This window comes from Streptomyces sp. SL06 (assembly GCF_058244745.1).
This window is the reverse complement of record NZ_JBSYOT010000002.1, coordinates 3,722,332-3,741,507: the sequence shown is the minus strand read 5'-3', so window position 1 is coordinate 3,741,507 and position 19,176 is coordinate 3,722,332. Positions and strand designations below refer to the sequence as shown.

The following is a 19,176-nucleotide window of genomic DNA, read 5'->3' as shown; positions in this document are numbered from 1 at the left end:
ACGGTGACGTGTGAGATTCTGTGAGACGCCAACGCAAAGGCCCTGACCTCCACTTGGGAGAATCAGGGCCCTGACCTGGTATTTCTGTGTGCACTCGGCAGGATTCGAACCTGCAACCTTCTGATCCGTAGTCAGATGCTCTATCCGTTAAGCTACGAGTGCTTGTCTTCTTCTGTTTTTCTGCCGTTCCTGGCCCTTTCAGGCCGCTCGGGGCGACAGGAAGAACATTACATGACTGCCGCCGCCATGTGAAATCCGTTGGCCGCACCCCTTGTGAGCTGCGCGAACGCCTGTCGAGAGGTGCCGGCAGCAGCGAAGCCCCGGCTGTGTGGGCCGGGGCTTCGGTGTGGGTGCGGAGGCGGAGGGATTTGAACCCTCGATGGGCTTTAAGACCCAAACCGCATTAGCAGTGCGGCGCCATAGACCGGACTAGGCGACGCCTCCAGACAACATCACCCCTCGCGTGCGAGCGCGAGTGGCGCGTGCCGATGATGACACAGTTGAGCGCGCTGTCACCAATCGGCGCCCACGGTACTAGGCGGGCAGGCCGCAGGGCAAAGCATTACGGCGTGGCCGCGCAACGTCCGGCGGGCTCGCGCGTTGGGCAGGGCATGTTCCAGGTCACCCGTGTCACCGCCGCCGCCCGACTCCTCGGCGCCGCCGCCCTGTCCGTCGCCGCCCTCGCCACCCTGTCCGCCGCGCACCCGGCCGCCGCCGACGACGACAGCGGGTTCCCGTTCGGCACCCCCACCCCGGCCGCCACCCCGGAAGGCGATCACCTGACGGTCACCGTCCAGGACGCCGGCGCGCAGGCGGACGGGACCTACGAGCTGCGCTGCCACCCCGGCGGCGGCAGCCATCCCGACCCGGACGGCGCCTGTGCCGTCGTCGACGGCGGCACCCGGTGGGGCCAGGACACCTTCGCGCCGGTCCCGGAGGGCAGTATCTGCACCATGCAGTACGGCGGACCGGCCACCGCGCGCGTCACGGGCACCTGGGCCGGCCGCCCCGTCGACGTGACGTACGACCGCCGCGACGGCTGCGAGATCTCCCGCTGGGACCGCATGGTGCCGCTGCTGCCCGAGGTGGGGGCGCCGGGACCGTCGTAGGGCCTGCCGCCGCGGGGCGTGGGCCGCGGTCGTGAGGGGCGTGGGGAGGGCGTGCTCCCGGCCGGGGGTGGCCTCCCGGCGGTTACCGGTCACACGTTCTACGTCACTTCGTCGTGCGACCTCCGTCGCATCCCACCCCGCCCGCCGGGCCCCTGCCCTTAGACTCCCTCGCGTGACACGCTGCGGGCCCGATTGGCAAGATGGCCCAGGCGGTCGGCAAGTGCGGTAACAGGAGGGAAGCGTCTCGTGAGCAGCAGGCCATCCCGAGGCGCTGCTCGCCTCGCAGCCATACTGGACGCGCTGCCCGACGCGTTGGTCCTGGTCAACGCCAACGGCACCGTGGTCAACGCGAACACCATCGCGCTGGAGGCGTTCGAGACGCCGGGCACCGCGCTGGTCGGGCGCGGACTGCTGGACCTGCTTCCGCAGTTCGACTCGCGGCTCATCCCCGGCTCCATGCGGCGGCCGGACCAGGTCGATCCGCGGGCGCACACCAAGCCGACCCGGATGACCGCCCGGCGCACCGACGGCACCGAGTTCCCCGTCGAGGTCACCAGCGCCAATCTGGAGAACGCCCAGCAGGCCTACGACAACTACGGCTACACCGGCGACGAACTGCTGATGCTCGTCGTCCGCGACCTCTCCGGCACCGTCGACACCGAGGCCGAGCTGGCCCGCTCGCAGCGGCAGACCGAGATGATCCTGCGGGCCGCGGCCGAGGGCGTCGTGGGCACCGACACCGACGGACGGATCGTCCTCGTCAACCCGGCCGCCGCCCAGATCCTGGGCTATCGGGCCAGCGACCTCGGCGGCCGCGAGCTGCACACCCTCGTCCTGCACTCGCGCGCCGACGGCTCGCCCTTCCCGTACGGCGAGTCCCCGCTCGCCGACACCCTGCGCTCCGGACGCAAGCACCGGGTACGCGGGCAGGTGCTGTTCTCCAAGAGCGGCGACCAGGTGCCGGTCGACCTGACGACCGCGCCCGTGCGCGACGGCGACCAACTCGTCGGCGCCGTGATGACCTTCACCGACCGGCGCCCCTACGACGCGCTCGTCAAGGAGCACGAGGAGGCGGAGCAGCGGCACGCCGGGGAACTGGAGCGGCTCGCCGAGGAGCACGCCTCCGAGCTGACCGCGCTGCGCCAGCAGCACGTGCGCGAGCTGGAGGAGCTGCGGGAGCAGCACGCGGAGGAGATCGCCGCGGACGCCGACCGCTACGCCGCGCTCGGTGAGCGGGAGAAGGACCGGTACGACGCGATCGCCGGCCGGCACGAGCAGTTGCTCACCCTCCTCGGCGACTCCCTGCGCGGCCCCCTGGAGGAGCTGCGCCAGGAACTCGCCGCGCTGGCCGCGGACGACGCCGGGCAGCTGTGGCCCGAGGCCAACCAGGTGCTGCACCATCTGTCGGCCGGTTACTCGCGCATCACCACCCTCATCGACAACGTCCTCGGCTTCCAGCGCCTCGATGTCGGCAACGAGAACGTGGTCCGTACGAAGGTGATGCTCGACGCCGTCGTCGCCGCCGGGGTCGACGGGGCCGTGGAGCTGATCGGGCCGGGCCGGGTGCAGTTCGCCGTGCACGCGCCGCCCATCGAGGCCGAGGTCGACCCCCGGCTGCTGGCCACCGCGCTCGCCCATCTCGTCGCGGATGTCGCGGGCGTCGACGCCACCGGCAACTCGCCCGTCTCGGCGGCCGGCGGGTACCTGGACAACACCGTCGTGGTCGCGGCGGCGCAGCGCGGCGAGGTCGTACGCATCGAGGTGCGCGGGCCGTACGCCGGGGGAGACCCGGTGCACGAGCCGATCGTGCGCGGGATCGTGCGGGCGCACGGTGGCGTGCTGCAGACGCACGAGGTGCCGGGTATGAGCGGCAGCGCGTACGTGCTCGAGGTGCCCATCGGGGGTGGGGCGGGGGCCGTGGCAGCCCAGGCCCAGGTTCCGGCGCAGGTCCAGGATCAGGGGCAGGGGCAGGTCGGTCACGCCGCCGAGGTCGCCCGGGTCGAAGGCGCCGCGGGTGGCGCGGGCGCGGACAACGCCGTGGCCGTCCGGGAGCAGGCTCCCGGCGGCGGGCGGCGGCGCGCTCGGCGGGCGTCCGTCGACGCGTTCCTGGAGAGCGAGGTCACGGGCGCGGTGGGCGAGGGTACCGCCGCTCCCGAGGTCGGGGGTGCCGCGCCGACCGGGCGGCGCAGGCGGCGTGCGGCCCAGGCCCAGGAGCAGGCCGGGCAGGAACAGGCCGCCCAGGTGCCCGCCTCACTTCCGGTGCCCGCGCAGGCGGGGCCCGGCGAAGAGGCCGGTTCCGGCGGCACCGGGCGGCGGCGCGGGCGGCCGGCGGAGCCCGTGGGCACCGGCGTCGCGGAGGTGCCCGATCAGGGAGCGCTCGCCGGGGTGTCCGAGGGCGCCGTCGTCAAGGCGGGCGAACACGGCGGAGGGGCTGCGGCCTCCAACACCGGCCTGGGCGGGACCGTACCGCCGCAGGGCGTGCCCGCGCCCTCCGGCCGGCGTGCCCGGCGCGACGGTGGTGAGCAGCACGCGCTGCCCCCGGCACTGCCCGCGCAGGCCGGTGAGGCGGACCCGGCCGACGCGTCCCGGCCGACCGGCCGCCGTCGCCGTGCCCTCGCCTCCGCGAACGAGCGTGCCGCCGCACAGGAGGCGGCGCCGCGTCAGGTCTTCGCCCTGCCCCCAGCCGAGGCCGACCGCCCGGCCGACGGAACGGCGCAGGCGCCCGGTACGCCCGGAGCCCCGCAGGTACAGGTTGCCGGTGCGCCGGGGGCCGGGGTGCCCGGTGCGGCACCCGTCGGGCAGGTCGGGGGACCCGGCACCGCACCCACCGGGCAGGCCCCCGTACAGCCGGCACCCGGCGTGCCGGCGGCCGGGGTACCCGGTGCGGCACTCGCCGGACAGGTCCCGGGACAGCCGCAGGTGCAGGCTCCCGGCATGCCCGGCACCGCAGCACCCACCGGGCAAGCCCCAGTGCAACCGCAGATGCAGGCACCCGCAGCGCCCATGGCCGGGGCACCCGGCACGGCACCCACCGGACAGGTCCCGGGACAACCCCAGGTACACGCACCCGGCATGCCCGGCACCGCAGCACCCACCGGGCAAGCCCCAGTGCAACCGCAGATGCAGGCACCCGCAGCGCCCATGGCCGGGGCACCCGGCACGGCACCCGCCGGACAGGTCCCGGGACAGCCGCAGGTGCAGGCTCCCCGCATGCCCGGGACAGCGCAGGCGCCCGTACCCGGGACCCCCGCGGCCGGAGCGCCCGCCGGACAGGCGCCCGCGCAACCGCAGGTCCAGGTGCCCGGCGGCCCGGCCGTCCCCGGTGACGCCGTGCTCGACAACGGCCGCCACGACGCCGTACCGCACGACCAGGCCAACGACCACACACCGCCGCAGCCGCACCCGACCGAGGCGCCCACGGGCCGTCGCCGCCGGGCCGGGGCGGGCCGGGCGGTCGAAGAGGCGGCCCCGGTTCCGGTGCAGGGCGGCCCCGGGCAGGTGGCGCCGCCGATGCAGGCAGCGGCTCCCCTGCCCCCGCAGCACGCCGCCGCTCAGGCCGTACCCGCCGAGGCGGCCCGGCCCGCCGCCGCCACTCCCCCTGTCGCCACCGGCCAGCCCGCTCCCTCCCCCCAGCCGTGGCCCGCGGCCGCGGACGCCCAGGGAGCCGGCGCCCCCGTACCGCCCAACGGCGTCACCGGCCCCGTACCGGCGCCCGCTCCCGCGGCCCCGACGCCCTCGCCCGGCGTTCCGGTCACCACGCCGAGCCGGGGCACCCCGCTGCCGCCCGAGAACACCCCCGCCCCGCGCGCGGCGCAGCCCCTGCCCGCCGAGGCGTCCGCGCCCGCCGACCCGAACTCGACCCAGGGCCGGTCGATCAGCGTGCGGACGCTGGGCCAGGGTGTGCCGTTCAACCGGCAGGCGGTCCAGGTGCAGCAGCCGTCGGCCACCCCCGCCCCGCATCAGCCGGGCGGCGGCGGCCGGCGCCGCAAGCTGGGTACGCCGCCCGACCCGGCCTCCACGCGCCCGGAGCAGGCGGCCCGCCCGCACCCGGCGACCGAGCAGCCGCCCGCCGCCGGGCAGCCGAGGAAGCAGCCGCAGCCCCAGGGACAGGAGCAGCCCCCGGCCGGTACTCAGCCGCGGCCCGCACCGGTCACCGAGGGCGCCGGACGCTCGTACGCCATAGGCGCGCCGGACAAGAACGCCGCCGAGGGGCCCGAGCCGCTGGACGGGCCCGGCGGGGCCGTGGAGGTTGCGGACCCGCCGCGCCAGCAGCCGATGGACGACGAACTGCCGCCCGAGCCGCTGGACAACCCCCGTCGGCTGCTGGTGTGGCCCGCGCCGAACGTCTCCACCCAGCAGGCGCTCAGTGACCGCGGCTACCGGCCGGTGGTCGTGCACTCGCGCGAGGAGGTCGACGCGCAGATCGCGGCGTTCCCCGCCGCGCTGTTCGTGGACCCGCTGACCGGGCCGATCACGCGTACGGCGCTCCAGTCGCTGCGGCAGGCCGCCGTGGCGGCCGAGGTCCCGGTGCTGGTCACGGCCGGCCTCGGACAGGCCTCGCGGGATGCCGCCTACGGTGCCGATCCCGCCGTACTGCTGAAGGCGCTCGCGCCCCGGGACAGCGAGCAGCACCCGCCGCGCGTCCTGCTGATCGAGGAGCACGCGGAGATCGCGCTGGCGCTGACCGCGACGCTGGAGCGACGTGGGGTGCAGGTGGCGCGGGCGGCGAGCGACGCCGACGCGGTGACGCTGGCGGGGCAGTTCCGGCCGAACCTGGTCGTGATGGACCTGATGCAGGTGCAGCGGCGCCAGGAGGGGTCCGCGGGGATCGTCGACTGGCTGCGCGCGAACGGTCAGCTCAACCGCACCCCGCTCGTCGTCTACACCGCCGCCGTCGGCCAGGCCGACCTGCCGCGGCTGGCCTCGGGCGAGACCGTGCTCTTCCTGGCGGAGCGTTCGACCAGCGAAGAGGTGCAGACCCGGATCGTCGAGCTGCTCTCGCGGATCGGCACCAACTGACCGACGGGCGCCACCGTGCCGGCCGTCGACGGGCAACGGCCGGCACGAACGCGCCGGTCAGAACGTTGGTCGGACGGTCAGACGCCGGTCAGAGCCGGGTGACGTCCAGCCCGCCGTCGGCGTACTGCCTGCGCAGCACCTTCTTGTCGAACTTGCCGACGCTCGTCTTCGGCACCGTCTCGATGACCGTCCAGCGCTCCGGGAGCTGCCACTTGGCGATCTTGCCGTCCTCGGCGAGGAAGGTGCGCAGGGCGGCGAAGTCGGTGGAGGCGCCCTCCCTGAGAACGACGGTGGCCAGCGGACGCTCGCCCCACTTGTCGTCGGGCACCGCGACCACGGCGGCCTCGGCGACGTCCGGATGGGACATCAGCGCGTTCTCCAGCTCGACGGAGGAGATCCACTCGCCGCCGGACTTGATGACGTCCTTGGCACGGTCGGTGAGGGTGAGGAAGCCGTCGGGCGAGATCGTGCCGACGTCGCCCGTCTTCAGCCAGCCGTCCTCGCTGAACTTGTCGGCGGGCCGCAGCGGCTCGGCCGCGGGTCCGTTGTAGTAGGCGCCGGCGATCCAGTTGCCGCGGACCTCCAGCTCACCGGCGGACTCGCCGTCCCAGGGGAGCCGCTCGCCGCCGGGACCGGTGAGGCGGGCCTCGACCCCGGCCGGGAAACGGCCCTGGGTGAGGCGGTACGCGAACTCCTCCGGTGTGCCGACCGAGTGGGCCGGCGGCCGGGCGACCGTGCCGAGCGGGGACGTCTCCGTCATGCCCCAGGCGTGGCAGACCCGCATGCCGAGCGCGTCGAACGCCTCCATCAGCGACGGGGGACAGGCGGAGCCGCCGATGGTGACCTGAGTGAGGAACGAGAACGTCCCGGGGCCTGGCGGTCAGCTCGGCGAGCAGCCCCTGCCAGATGGTGGGCACGGCGGCCGCGTGCGTGGGCCGCTCGCTCTCGATCATCTCGGCGAGCGGGGCCGGCTGGAGGAAGCGGTCCGGCATCAGCAGGTTCACGCCGGTCATGAAGGTGGCGTGCGGCAGGCCCCAGGCGTTGACGTGGAACTGCGGGACCACGACCAGTGAGGTGTCCTCGTCGGTCAGACCCATCGACTGGGCCATGTTGACCTGCATGGAGTGCAGGTAGATGGAGCGGTGGCTGTAGACCACGCCCTTGGGGTCGCCGGTGGTGCCGGAGGTGTAGCACATGGCGGCCGCGGCGCGTTCGTCCAGCTCGGGCCAGTCGTACGCGGTCGGCTTCCCGGCGATCAGGTCCTCGTACTCGTGCACCTGGACGTCGGCCCCGGCCAGCGCGGAGCGGTCACCCGGGCCGGTGACGACGACGTGCTCGACCGTCTTGAGGCGCGGCAGCAGCGGGGCGAGCAGGGGGATCAGCGAACCGTTGACGATCACGACCCGGTCGGCCGCGTGGTTCACGATCCAGGTCAGCTGCTCGGGCGGGAGGCGGAGATTGAGGGTGTGGAGGACCGCGCCCATGGAGGGGATCGCGAAGTAGGCCTCGACGTGCTCGGCGTTGTTCCACATGAGGGTCGCCACGCGTTCGTCGTCGGCGACGGCGAGGTCCTCGCGCAGGGCGTGCGCCAGCTGGGCGGCGCGGGCGCCGATCTCGGCGTAGGAACGGCGGTGCGGCTCGGCCTCACCGGTCCAGGTGGTCACCTGCGAGCTGCCGTGGATCGTCGACCCGTGGGTCAGGATCCTCGAAATCAGCAGCGGTACGTCCTGCATCGTGCTCAGCACGGTGTCCTCCCGGGGCGACATTGCCTACGCGGCGGTAAGGGGTGCGCTGATTCTGCGCACATACCGCGCGGTATGTCACTAGTCCCGGGTGATCGATCAGTGCGCGATGCCCTACAAGGTCACCCACCAGGGCCGACCATAGGCGGACATTACTGAACAATCCCCAGCTCAGGGTCTTCGCGGAGCTTGCCGAGCGCCCGGGACACCGCCGACTTCACCGTGCCCACGGAAACGCCGAGCACTTCGGCCGTCCGGGCCTCGCTGAGGTCCTCGTAGTACCTGAGAACGACCATCGCCCGCTGCCGGGCGGGGAGCTTCATGATCGCCCGCCACATCGCGTCGCGCAGGGCCTGCCGCTCCGCCGGGTCGTCGCCGCCGTACGCGGGCTCCGGCTCGGGCAGCTCGTCGCAGGCGAACTCGTCGACCTTGCGTTTGCGCCACTGCGACGTCCGCGTGTTCAGCAGCGCTCGGCGCACATAGCCGTCGAGCGCGCGGTGGTCCTCGATGCGCTCCCAGGCCACGTACGTCTTGGTCAGCGCGGTCTGCAGCAGGTCCTCCGCGTCCATCGGATTCGCGGTGAGCGACCGGGCGGTACGCAGCAGCACCGGCTGGCGGGCCTTCACGTACGACGAGAACGACGGGTACGGGAAGGTCTGCGCCCTTGCCGTGGCCCTTGTTGCGGCCCTTGCTGTGCCCCTGGTGGTGACCGTGGCTGTGGCGGCGTTCGAAGCGCTGGTGCAGACGGGTGTGGTCATGTCCCAACGCTATGAGCGAGGCGACGTGCGGCGGATCGGCCGCAGGTCCCGAAGCCGGGTCCGCCTCAGGTTGTAGGGGTGGTGCTGTCCCCACCTCCTGTAGGTGGACGAGGGGAGGAGAGGTACTGCGGGTTGACCCCTGGGGGTCCTCGCGAGGCGGGGCCGTGGGGCACGGCGGAATCCTCGCGTGGGCGGCGAGGGCGAGGGGGCGGGCACGGGTGAGGGCGCGGGCGCGGGCGTGCGCGGAAACGCCTGGGCGGCGATACCGAAGTACCGCCGCCCGGACGCCTTGCGACCCCAAGAAGCACACCCGCACAAGAGACCACGGAGGACGGCGCGGGAGCGCGCCCGCGCCGTCCTCTCAGCTCACCACCACAGCGGGGAGAAGCTCACGGCCACATTGCCGTTGCCCTGGTTGATCGCCGTGAACGCGGAGTCGTCGACCTGCGCGGTGTTGCTCTGGTTCGAGGCCCCCGAGCCGACCGCCTGCTGCTGCGTGGTCGCCGCGTTGCCGTGGTTGTTCCCGCCGACGCCGCTGCCGAGGATGCCGGCGAAGGCCTCGGACGCGGTCGCGTTCGATCCGCGGTTCGCGAGGGCGCCGCTGTCCGCCGTCGCCGTGCCGCCGAAGAGGGCGACGGCGAGCGGAAGGGCGGCGACGGCGGCGACGACGCGGGCGGTACGGATGCTTGCCATGTTGTTCCTCCAGAACAAGTGCGCACCGGCTTCCAGCCGACAACGCGAGAAGTACGTGAAGCTGCCTGAATCTGCCTGAATCTGCGTGAAGCTGTCCGAAATGGAGCTTTTGCCAAGGCGGTTGGCCGACCGCCTCGACGCTGTGCACGACGTCGCGTGATCAGAGTTGCCCACCGAACCCCGGCGAACCACCCCGGAAGCCCTGATTCGCCCTCAAGCGTGAGGACAAGTCGATAAACCCCCTTGCTTCACTTCTGCCTCAGTTCGGAGCGAGTACGGACAGCTCCACCCCAAGCGCCACAAGAGGTGAAGCGTTCCGGCACTTCTTCCGGCCCGCCCCGCCCCTCCGGCGCGTCGCAGGCGTCACCCCTTCCCTTTTTCGAACGTACGTACGAACATGGAGTCATGGCCACCACCGATCGGCAGGCCACGACGCCGGCCCTCGCACACGCCCTGTCAGCCGCGGAACGCGGACTGGCGGTCATCCCGCTGTCCCGGACGAAGCTCCCGGCCCTGCGCTCGCCCCACCACGACGACCCGAAGCCGGAACCGTTCACCTGCCACGGCGAGTGCGGCCGCTTGGGCCACGGTGTCCACGACGCCTCCACCGACCCGACCCGCATCCGCGAACTCTTCGCCGCCGCGCCCTGGTCCACCGGCTACGGCATCGCCTGCGGTCTGCCGCCGCACCACCTCATCGGCGTCGACCTGGACACGAATTCGGACCCGGACTCCTCGACCGCCCTGCGCGAACTGGCCCTGCGCCACCTGTTCACGATCCCGCCCACGGTCGTCGTCCTGACCCCCAGCGGAGGCCGCCACCTCTGGCTCAGCGGCCCGCCCGACACGGTCGTCCCCAACTCGGCCGGCCGCCTGGCCCCCGGCATCGACATCCGGGGCGCCGGCGGCTACCTGGTCGGCCCCGGCTCACGCACCCGCCACGGCGTCTACACCACCGCCCCCGGTACGTCCCGTCTGGCGCCCGCGGCCTGCCCGCCCGCACTCCTGCGGCTCCTGATCCCCCCGCCCCGCACACACCGGCCCGCTCCCGCCACGACCGACGGACACGGCCGTGGACTCGTCCAGTTCGTCCTCGGCGCCCACGAGGGCCAGCGCAACACCCGCCTGTTCTGGGCGGCCTGCCGCGCCTACGAGGACGGCATCGGCCCGGCTCTCATGGGCCCCCTGCTGGAGGCGGCACGGGACACGGGCCTGACCGAACGCGAGGCCAGGGCGACGATCGCGTCCGCGGCCCGCATGACGGGCCACCACCCCTGACCGCCACACGCTGAATTCCTCCTCCCCTCCCCGCCCCACTCGGCACGACCCCGAAAGCCCCAGATGCACGACCGCCCCGAACCGCCCCCCAAAGTGCCGGCCATGTCACTGACCCGGGTCGTCCTGTCCTCCGGCCGCAGCGTCGACCTGGCCGAACTGCGCCTCACCTCGACATACGGCGGCATACCGGCGGACTACCCGTGCCGCCCCGTCAACGACCTTCGCATCGAGGCACTCCTGCGCACCGCCGAGCGGATGTTCCCCAGCACACCGGTGCATCTGCTCCCGCCGCCCCGCGAGTACCCGGACCAGTACGCGGGCGCCCACGGCCCCGTCGAGATCCTGCCCCGCGTGGCCTGCGTCGGCCGTTTCTCCTCCACGGCCCTGAACCCGGCCAACGACCCGGTCACGTACCGCTCGGGCCTGACCGTCCTCTGGTTCCAGCCCACCCCCCGCCTACCGGACACCCACCCCACGGACTCGCCCCTGCAAAACCTCGACTGGCCGACGCTGGCCCGCGACTACGAGCTGTAGCCACCGGGGATCAACGTCGGACCAGGTGTTCGGCGCGCGCAGGCACGCCTTCCCAATGCCGTGGCCGGATTGGTTCACCGGCTTGCCGGTACCGTCCGCGCATGAACCAGTTCCCCTGCGCTTTGGAAGCCCTCGTTGTGCGCACCGACTTCTCATCGGACGGCGCCTGGGAGACTCTGCGGGCGGCGCTGTACTCGCCCAGCAGGGACGGCTTCCTGGCCAATGTCGCACTCGTCGACGACCAAAGGTACGAGGGCTTGACGCTCGACCAGACCCTGGACCTGATCCCTGCGGAATACCGTCATCCACTTCTTGTCCTGGCGGACTCCGTGACTCTCGCCTCGACTGAACTGCCGCTCCTCGTAGTGCACTTGCGGAGTGAGCGTGGGCGGTGTGTCCGCGTTGTGGCAGCCGAACTGTGGGGCATCGAGAACAACCTCTTCGAGGCGAACATGGACTTCGAGGAATTCGCCGCCGCCGTCGACGACGACGGCGTCTTCCGAGACTTCTGAGCCACTGCCCGCCAGGCGGTGTCAGTTTGCGAGTGCGGGCTCGTTCTCCGCACTGAGCTGCGAGAACGATGGAACTGCCGCAACGGGGCCGAAGCGCGCCTCGGCCTTGTTCCGCTTCGCCCAGCGGCGGATGCCCACGCCGGTACGGGCGGAGAGGCTGTCCAGAACGTCGTACGAGATCCGCGGACTCAGCGACGAAAGCGCGACGCGATGCGACCGGGGCCTGTCCCACCCGTCCTCGTGCATCTGCTCCGGGCTACCAGCGACGACGAGCCCCGCCTACCGAATCAAGTCAGGAGCAGACCCGGCGGAGGTCGCCGCTCGCGTCGGCCATGGCACCGCTGTGTTGTACCGCTTCTACGCGAAGTTCCCCAAGGGGGAGAAGGGCTCCACCGACCTGATTTCTCGCGCGCTCGACGAGCGAAGCCGCGCCTGATCCTGACCCACGGATGCCCCATACGCACTGGTCACAGACGGAATGCGCACGGAAGGGGTGCCCCGCTGACCGGAACACCCCTTCTGACCAGCACTCAAGCTGACCTGCCTGCGGTGGGTGTGGGATTTGAACCCACGGTGACTCGCGCCACGACGGTTTTCAAGACCGTTCCCTTAGGCCGCTCGGGCAACCCACCTCTGCCCCGTCCCGCCTGGGGCGGAGCGGATACAGCGTACCGGCCGCAAGGCCGAGGCGGGCAGTCTGGTCCACACGGGGTCCACTGGCCGTCGTTCCGGCCGTCACGGGCGCCGCCGGCAATCAGTATCCGGTCGCGGGTTCCGCGCTAGCACGTTACACGTCCAGTCTGCTTGCACGTGGTAGTTGATCAGTCCCAGACATGGCTCGACGTTCTACAGTGGCCTGTGTGAGTCAGCTTCAGATTTAGAGGTGACTGGTGACAGATCTACCGCACACCGTTTTCATCAGCTACGCACACAACGACTCGTATCAAGCCAGCCGAATTGCAAGTGACTTGACCAAACGAGGATTCAAAGTCCGAACACCAGCAGAAACTGTTCCTGGCTCAGAGTGGATGGCAACACTTAACGACTCCATCGAAACAGCGGACACCGTCGTGGTACTGATCTCATCCCCCTCCGCCTGGCAAGACCGAGAAGTCAGCTACGCGCTGGATCGACGAGGGGTCGATGTTATCCCGGTACTCCTCAGACCAGGACCAATTCCTGAACCGCTGGCAAGCCGTCCAGTGATCGACATGACTGGAAGAGGAGTAACGATCGATGACCTGGATCGAAGGATCAAAGTTGGACACTCCCTAAACCTGATTAGCATGCCAGCCCTGGATTTCGAAAAACTCGTCGGAGACCTTCTTAACAGTGAAGGGTTCGACGTTACTCACGCCTCCTCCGCAAGCGATTCGGGATATGACCTGCTCGCCAGATCGCCAGGAGTCGATGCAGCGACGCAAAAGGAGTATGCAGTCCAGGTCAAAGCATACCGAGATGGGAGAAGGGTGTCGGTGGCAGGCTTGCATAGCATAGCCGCGGCAGTCATGAAGCAAGACACCGAGCGCGGTTCAATAATTGTGACAAACGCGCAACTCACGTCCATTGCCGCTGATACCCTTCGTGATCTAGCCGCTCGCCCTGGGGGCCCTGAGTTGCAAGTGATTGATGGAGTTCAGCTCAAATACCTGGTGCTGAAACATCCCAAGCTAGCACTCAAGTACAGCCGGCATACCGACGAGGGCCAGTGACATTGGTGGCTAGCAGCATCCCCCAAAGGAGTGGCCAACTACGCAATCAGCTCGATGCTTGTCCAGCCGGCGATTCCGGCTGGCGCACATTCGAGCAAGTCGCACTCAACACTCTGGCTTACCTTTTTGTGCCACCACTGGTTTCACCAGTACCACAGGCCCACACATATTCTGGAGTCGAACGCCGCGACGCCGTTTTCCCCAATCGATATCCTGACTTGACGAGCAATTGGGGTATCTTGCGCCATGACCTCGGGGCACGAATGATCGCGGTCGAGTTCAAGAACTATTGCAGGACAGGAATCGGAAGGGAGGAAGTGGATCAAACAGCAAACTACCTCCGCCACAATTGGGGTCAGCTTGCCATCCTATGCACCAATGTTGAACCGAACGCTTCTGCACACAGACGCAGAAACTCAATCTACAGCGACGACAAGAAGGTGATTCTGTTCGTAACAAAGCGCGATCTAATGGAGATGTTGGATATGAAGGATCGCGGCGAAGATCCTTCAGATTTCATCATGGACACCTACGAAAGATTCCTGATTCAGCACGAATGACGCACGGGCAGGCTCGAATGCCGCTTGCCGGAGCAGCACGGGACGATCAGATACTCCATGACCAGTAGTACTGCACGCGCGGTGCCCGGCCTAGGTACCGTCAAGGGTAAAAGCCCCGATGGATGGAGCACGATGCCTCGCCGCCCGCTGGACCGCCGGCGCCCTACCCCTAGGGGGGCGCGCTGATGCTGGGAGAAGCCGAAGAGATCGGCCGTCGCGTACGCCGCGCACGGCTCCGCCTCGGCATGACTCAGGCCGACCTCGCCGCCGCCCTGGGCAAGACACAGGGCTGGGTGTCCAAGATGGAACGCGGACACATCGAACTGGACCGTGTCGGCCTGCTCAACCTGATCGCCTCGGAGCTGCACGTACACCCGAACGACCTGATCGGGCGGCCGTACAGCAGCTCTCCGGCCGAGAATCAGTGGCAGGTCTCAGCCGCAGCGATCATGCGTGAGCTGCGCCGGTACGACCTCGCTCCCGTCTTCGACGGGACTCCCCGGCCGGCCGGTCAACTGTGGCAGGAGACCACGCGTCTACACCGTCTCCGAGACGCTGCCGCAAACGTGGCGATCATTCAGGTGCTGCCCGACCTGTTCCGTGAAGCGCGTGCCCTGGCAGAAGTCGCCACGGGGCACGAGCGGGAAGAGGCGTTCGCGATCTACGCGGTGTGCTGCAAGTTCGCTCACACCGCCGCCCACGCCCTCGGGCATCCGGAACTGATCGCCATGTCCTGCGAGCGGGCCGCGTGGTCCGCACGGCTCTCGGGCGACCCGGTGATGCCGGCTGTCGCTGACTGGATGCGCGTTTGGGACATGTGGGCCACAGCAGACTGGGACGACTCCATCGCCCTGTCGGACAAGGCGATCCGCAGCGTGCAGCAGGACTACGACCGGGGTGAACCGCTGGCTGTTCGGGCGTGGGGGTCACTGCAACTGCGCGCAGCCGTCTCGGCCGCACGGGGCGGTCGTAAGGCCGAAGCCAAGGATCGGATCAAGCACGCGCGGAACGCGGCCAAGCGGATGACGGAGACCGCCGGCCCCCCGATTTACGATCGACACAGCCTGACTTTCTCGCCGGGCAACGTGCAGATCCACGCGATCAGCGTCGCCCTGGAGATGCATGAGCAGCGCGAAGCCCTGTCGATAAACCGGCGCACGGGCAAGGAACTGATCGAGTCCCTTCCCAACTCCCGTCAGGGACACCACCACATGGATTTGGCACGTGCGTGGCTGTGGGACGGGAACCGCGACAAGGCATTGAAGGAGCTGGAGAAAGCTGAGGTCATCGCCCCCCAACTCGTCCGGAACCATCCCATCGCCCGGTCAACCCTGCGCAGCATCGTGTACGCCGAGCGGGCGAGTACTCGTGAGAAGCTTCGTCGCATGTCGGACCGCTTCCACCTCGACGGGTAGGGGTCGTATTCCTGCGATTCATATTGGGCTCCGCGCACCCGCCTAGCTTCGGGGCATGGCCGAACAGACCTCGAAGCAACTCCCCGTGCAGGGAACGGATTTGGTTGCGGGGACCCTATTCCATCCCCGCCTTGGCGACCTCGCCCTTGATCTCGCCAAGGGGGGACAGATCGGAGTCGTAGTCGCCTTGCCGGGCGACGACTCGGCGTCCTACCAGCTACGCCCACCCGGCGGGGGCGCGGACTGGCGTGCCAGATCCGACGGAGCAACCCTGCGGTCGGTACCCGTCCCGGCCACGCACGTCACGCCCATGCGGCGCGATGCCGTGTATGACCACCGAGCGCAGCAAGCCGCTCTCGCGGTGACTGTCCACTACGAGGACGGCGGCTCCTGCGAGGCAATGCTCATCCTCACCCCCGCGCAGGTCGAGCTCTATCACATCCAGTTCGAACGGCTGCTGGGCGCGAGGCAAGCCGCGCAGGAACGCAGGCAGTGAGCGTGGACGTGCTGATGATCGCCCCACCGGCTTCCGCACGTGCTCTCCGGCGATCCCCCGTCGCGTTCCGCTGCGAGGTGACCGCCTACGGCCTCGACGGCTCCCGTGAGATCTTGCTCGCCACCTATCGCGGGCGCTCCCCGCGCCTGGCCGCCCGCTGGGTGCGAGCATCCGCACTCCGTCTCGCCTCGCTGCTGGACCCAGCCCCGGAAGCCACGTATTTCCAGAGCGCACCACTCGTCCCGACAGAGCCAGAAGTAGCCCGACCCGATGTCAAGTTGCGTGCCCTGGCCAGCAGTGACCGAGCGTACGAGCAAGCGTTACGCGCCCTCGCCGCAGGTCGGCCGGTCACGTTCACGGTGACGGACTACGACGCCCGGTATTGCCTGCGCGTGTATCCGTTGCCTGCCCGCAGAGCGGCACCCGCGCCTCCCTCCGTCCCCTCCGGATGCCCGCCCCACCGCTCGGCAAGAACGGGTCGGCACAGGCGGCCCCACAGGTGGCGCGTACTTCAATGACCCCCGCCCCCGCGGCGCTCGTGGTCTCCCGGCGCAGAGGTCGGGACAACTGCTCAGTGTCTGCACCGGAAGGCCGCCGGCCTTCGTCAACGCCCCAAGATCTCCTCGTCCGTCCGTCGTTCCCCCGTGGCGGATGGACGAGGTCCAGTCTCTCCCCTCACCAGGAACCGCTTCCGAGAAGCCGACCTGGTGAGGGGAGACAACCGATGAAAGAGCGCCAGTGGCTTGTCAATTACCGCAAGGCGGGTCATGCAGTGGATGCGAAGAATGCAATCCCGAAATCTTTCTTCCAGCCCAAGATCCATACTCCACCAGAGGAGCTGAAGGTGTCGAACCGGGCTCAGACCAAGACCCCTTTGAGCAACCCGGTGGCCACCCTCACTGAAGATCTGAGGGCTCAAGGCCGGTTTCGGGTGACCGTGCTCTGTGCATGGAAGCTTCCCAAGGTCCCCTCGAAGGTCATGCGATGACCTTCCGATGCACGACGTGGGTCCTACTGGACAATGCCGTTCGAGCAAAAGCGGAACTGATTCATTCGCCTCACTCCTCCATCGAATGGACGCCATACACCGAACTTCAGTGCCTGGTTGAGGATGTCCCTCACGACTTTCACGCGGCCTTCCTCCGTACGGGCTCGCGTATCGATCCGGACTCGGACGTCTTCTTGTGCTGGACAGACAAGTCTCCAGCTCAGGCCCTGGCAGATCTTGAGTGCTGCATGAAACGCCGCACCGAGTTGAGCACGGGATGCACGCTCTTCAGGAACCATCCCGGGCGGTGCGAATGGGAGTACATCGATCCGGAATTGGTGGCCGCGCAGGCACAGGCCGATCAGCTCACCAATGAGCTGGGCCTCTCGAAGATCTTCCAAAACTTATGGGACGGCAACGTCCTTTGAATTCCGCTCCTGGCGGACCGAACCAGCATGATCCGTCTGAAGTGGAACGCACTACGCAGCACCTCGAATCGTGAATACCGAAACGAGAGGAAAGCGAATGACTGTCGTTGGAGAGGCGCCGATCACCAAGTGTGCCGGCGCGCTCGGTCTGGTGTGGCTGGACCTCACCCGGAAGTGTCAGCTCGCCTGTAGCCACTGCTACAACGAGTCCGGCCCGGACGGAACACACGGTTCGATGACCACCGCGGATTGGACGCGCGTGCTCGACGAAGCTGTCGCGGCCGGCGTCCCTCGGGTGCAGTTCACTGGGGGCGAGGTCACCATGCACCCCGACGCGCCGGCCCTGATCGAGTACGCGTTGAAGCTCGGCCTGGCGGTCGAGGTGTACAGCAACATGGTCCACCTGGACGAGAGCTGGTGGAGCCTGCTCCGGCGGGAGAACGTCAGCCTGGCTACGTCGTACTACGGCCCGGAGGACGCGCACAACGCGGTCACCGGGCGGAACAGCCACGCCCGCACCCGCGCGAACATCGTGAAGGCGGTGACGGGGAACATCCCGATCCGGGTGTCTGTGATCGTCTCTGATCCCTCCGACACCGGAGAGGAGACGAAACAGGCGCTGGCGGCCCTGGGCGTACGAAACGTTCGCATCGATCACGTTCGGCCCTTCGGGCGCGGGGCGAACGGGCAAGAGCCGTGCACGGACGGACTCTGCGGACGATGCGGGGACGGGCGCGCGTCCATCGGCCCGAACGGCTCGGTCTCCCCGTGCGTATTCTCCACGTGGCTGAGCGTCGGGAACGTCCAGGATTCGCCCCTGAGCGCTATTCTCGGCGGCCCCGAGATCGCCCAGGCCAACGCGACCATTCGAGCGGCGCGCAACGTCGACGGCTCCCGCGGCTGCGGCCCGGACAGCCCCTGCGGGCCGGACAACGACGACTCCCGATCCTGTACCCCCGACACCGACGACGAGTGCTCTCCGGGGACACCCGGAAGTGAGTGCACCCCGAGGAACTGAACGGAACATGGACACCGATCTCCCCGAATCCGCGATCCTCCCCTTGATCCAGGAGCACACGGGCTCCGTGGCCGCGATCCGCCGGACCGAGCGCGGCTTCGGCTCGGACCTGACGGCCGTGGTCGACTGCGCCAGAGGACCGTTCTTCGTCAAGGCGATGCGCAACCGGCCGGGCGGCCGACGGGAGTCCCTCATCAGGGAAAGGCTGATCAACGGGTACCTCGGGCGCATCTCCCCGCCGCTGCTGTGGGATGTGGAGACCGAAGACTGGTTGGTCCTGGGTTTCGATGTGGTCGACGGCCGGTCGGCCGACTTCGCGCCGGACTCGCCTGACCTTGCCCTGGTGGTCGACGCGATCGGCGAGATCGGTCGTCTGTCCCTGCCGCAGATCGCCCAGGACTGGGCCGAGACGCGATGGGACCGTTTCACTTCGGACAGCTCGGAGGCCGAGCTGTTCCGGGGCGACTCGCTTCTCTACACGGACATCAATCCGAGCAACTTCCTTGTGCAGAAGCGGCGCGTGTGGGCTGTCGATTGGGCGTGGCCGACCCGAGGCGCGGGGTTCATCGACCCTGCCCTCCTGGTCGTCCAGCTCATTGCGGCCGAGCACACCCCGGGCAATGCCGAGAAGTGGGCGGAGCGGTTGCCCTCATGGCATGAGGCGGCCCCTCATGCGGTCGATGCCTTCGCCGCCGCCAACCTGCGGATGTACCGGGCCGCTGTCGGCCGGAAGCCCGACGTGGACTGGCTGAAAGCCATGGTCGACGCGTGCCAGGCGTGGACCGAGCACAGAGGAGTCACGACGGAGTAGCACACAGGACCGGACCACCCTCAGCCGGGACAACGACGCGCCGGCACTCCGCACTCCGCCCGTACAACGCACCTCACCACCGGGTCGGCTCCCGGTGGTGAGG

15 protein-coding genes, 3 tRNA genes and 1 pseudogene are annotated in these 19,176 nt (G+C 69.4%); 13 read left to right on the top strand and 6 right to left on the bottom strand.

Annotated elements, in window-relative coordinates:
• Positions 1 to 89: 89 nt before the first annotated feature.
• Positions 90 to 162 (bottom strand) — tRNA-Arg (locus AC4IHM_RS17055).
• 191 nt (positions 163 to 353) lie between these two features.
• A tRNA-Ser gene (locus tag AC4IHM_RS17050) sits at positions 354 to 444 on the bottom strand.
• Positions 445 to 611: 167 nt separating this feature from the next.
• On the opposite strand from AC4IHM_RS17050, the gene AC4IHM_RS17045 reads away from it, so the two are divergent.
• Positions 612 to 1,109 carry an SSI family serine proteinase inhibitor gene (locus tag AC4IHM_RS17045; protein WP_490870850.1) on the top strand — a complete coding sequence of 166 codons (498 nt, stop codon included), beginning with the start codon at positions 612 to 614 and terminating at the stop codon, positions 1,107 to 1,109.
• A 246-nt stretch (positions 1,110 to 1,355) separates the two neighbouring features.
• Entirely contained in the window at positions 1,356 to 6,128 is a 4,773-nt protein-coding gene (locus tag AC4IHM_RS17040) for a hybrid sensor histidine kinase/response regulator (RefSeq protein WP_490867888.1), read from the top strand.
• Positions 6,129 to 6,216: 88 nt separating this feature from the next.
• Here the strand turns inward: AC4IHM_RS17040 and AC4IHM_RS17035 are convergent.
• From AC4IHM_RS17035 to AC4IHM_RS17025, 3 genes and pseudogenes are all read right to left on the bottom strand, one after another.
• Positions 6,217 to 7,894, bottom strand: a pseudogene (locus AC4IHM_RS17035) (long-chain fatty acid--CoA ligase).
• Positions 7,895 to 8,022: 128 nt separating this feature from the next.
• Entirely contained in the window at positions 8,023 to 8,628 is a 606-nt protein-coding gene (locus AC4IHM_RS17030; RefSeq protein WP_490867887.1) for a SigE family RNA polymerase sigma factor, read from the bottom strand.
• Between the two features lie 366 nt (positions 8,629 to 8,994).
• Positions 8,995 to 9,321 (bottom strand): hypothetical protein, encoded by a 327-nt coding sequence (locus AC4IHM_RS17025; RefSeq protein WP_490867886.1) that lies wholly within the window; start codon positions 9,319 to 9,321, stop codon positions 8,995 to 8,997.
• Between the two features lie 405 nt (positions 9,322 to 9,726).
• Here AC4IHM_RS17025 and AC4IHM_RS17020 point away from each other — a divergent pair, with 405 nt between their 5' ends.
• The 3 genes from AC4IHM_RS17020 (at position 9,727) to AC4IHM_RS17010 (ending at position 11,645) form a co-directional block, all read left to right on the top strand.
• The gene (locus AC4IHM_RS17020; protein WP_490867885.1) at positions 9,727 to 10,599 is read left to right on the top strand and encodes a bifunctional DNA primase/polymerase; all 873 of its coding nucleotides are present in this window, start codon (positions 9,727 to 9,729) and stop codon (positions 10,597 to 10,599) included.
• Positions 10,600 to 10,662: 63 nt separating this feature from the next.
• Positions 10,663 to 11,133 carry a hypothetical protein gene (locus AC4IHM_RS17015; RefSeq protein ID WP_490867884.1) on the top strand — a complete coding sequence of 157 codons (471 nt, stop codon included), beginning with the start codon at positions 10,663 to 10,665 and terminating at the stop codon, positions 11,131 to 11,133.
• Between the two features lie 101 nt (positions 11,134 to 11,234).
• Positions 11,235 to 11,645 (top strand): DUF6924 domain-containing protein, encoded by a 411-nt coding sequence (locus tag AC4IHM_RS17010; protein WP_490867883.1) that lies wholly within the window; start codon positions 11,235 to 11,237, stop codon positions 11,643 to 11,645.
• Between the two features lie 547 nt (positions 11,646 to 12,192).
• Here the strand turns inward: AC4IHM_RS17010 and AC4IHM_RS17005 are convergent.
• Positions 12,193 to 12,277 (bottom strand) — tRNA-Ser (locus AC4IHM_RS17005).
• Positions 12,278 to 12,535: 258 nt separating this feature from the next.
• Between AC4IHM_RS17005 and AC4IHM_RS17000 the strand changes: the two genes are divergently transcribed.
• From AC4IHM_RS17000 to AC4IHM_RS16965, 8 genes are all read left to right on the top strand, one after another.
• Positions 12,536 to 13,357 (top strand): TIR domain-containing protein, encoded by an 822-nt coding sequence (locus AC4IHM_RS17000; protein WP_490867882.1) that lies wholly within the window; start codon positions 12,536 to 12,538, stop codon positions 13,355 to 13,357.
• A gap of 5 nt (positions 13,358 to 13,362) precedes the next feature.
• Positions 13,363 to 13,917 carry a hypothetical protein gene (locus AC4IHM_RS16995; protein WP_490867881.1) on the top strand — a complete coding sequence of 185 codons (555 nt, stop codon included), beginning with the start codon at positions 13,363 to 13,365 and terminating at the stop codon, positions 13,915 to 13,917.
• Between the two features lie 185 nt (positions 13,918 to 14,102).
• Complete coding sequence (locus AC4IHM_RS16990; protein WP_490867880.1) at positions 14,103 to 15,332, top strand: helix-turn-helix domain-containing protein; 1,230 nt, start codon at positions 14,103 to 14,105, stop codon at positions 15,330 to 15,332.
• A gap of 55 nt (positions 15,333 to 15,387) precedes the next feature.
• Positions 15,388 to 15,828, top strand: coding sequence for a hypothetical protein (locus AC4IHM_RS16985; RefSeq protein ID WP_490867879.1), 441 nt, complete (start codon positions 15,388 to 15,390; stop codon positions 15,826 to 15,828).
• A 724-nt stretch (positions 15,829 to 16,552) separates the two neighbouring features.
• Positions 16,553 to 16,816, top strand: a complete 264-nt coding sequence (locus AC4IHM_RS16980) for a hypothetical protein (RefSeq protein ID WP_490867878.1) — start codon at positions 16,553 to 16,555, stop codon at positions 16,814 to 16,816.
• Positions 16,777 to 17,244: a hypothetical protein gene (locus tag AC4IHM_RS16975; RefSeq protein WP_490867877.1), complete on the top strand. Its 468-nt coding sequence runs from the start codon at positions 16,777 to 16,779 to the stop codon at positions 17,242 to 17,244. The genes AC4IHM_RS16980 and AC4IHM_RS16975 overlap by 40 nt, the downstream gene beginning before the upstream one ends.
• 70 nt (positions 17,245 to 17,314) lie before the next feature.
• The gene (locus AC4IHM_RS16970; protein WP_490867876.1) at positions 17,315 to 18,262 is read left to right on the top strand and encodes a radical SAM/SPASM domain-containing protein; all 948 of its coding nucleotides are present in this window, start codon (positions 17,315 to 17,317) and stop codon (positions 18,260 to 18,262) included.
• A 7-nt stretch (positions 18,263 to 18,269) separates the two neighbouring features.
• Complete coding sequence (locus tag AC4IHM_RS16965) at positions 18,270 to 19,073, top strand: protein kinase family protein (protein ID WP_490867875.1); 804 nt, start codon at positions 18,270 to 18,272, stop codon at positions 19,071 to 19,073.
• Positions 19,074 to 19,176 lie beyond the last annotated feature (103 nt).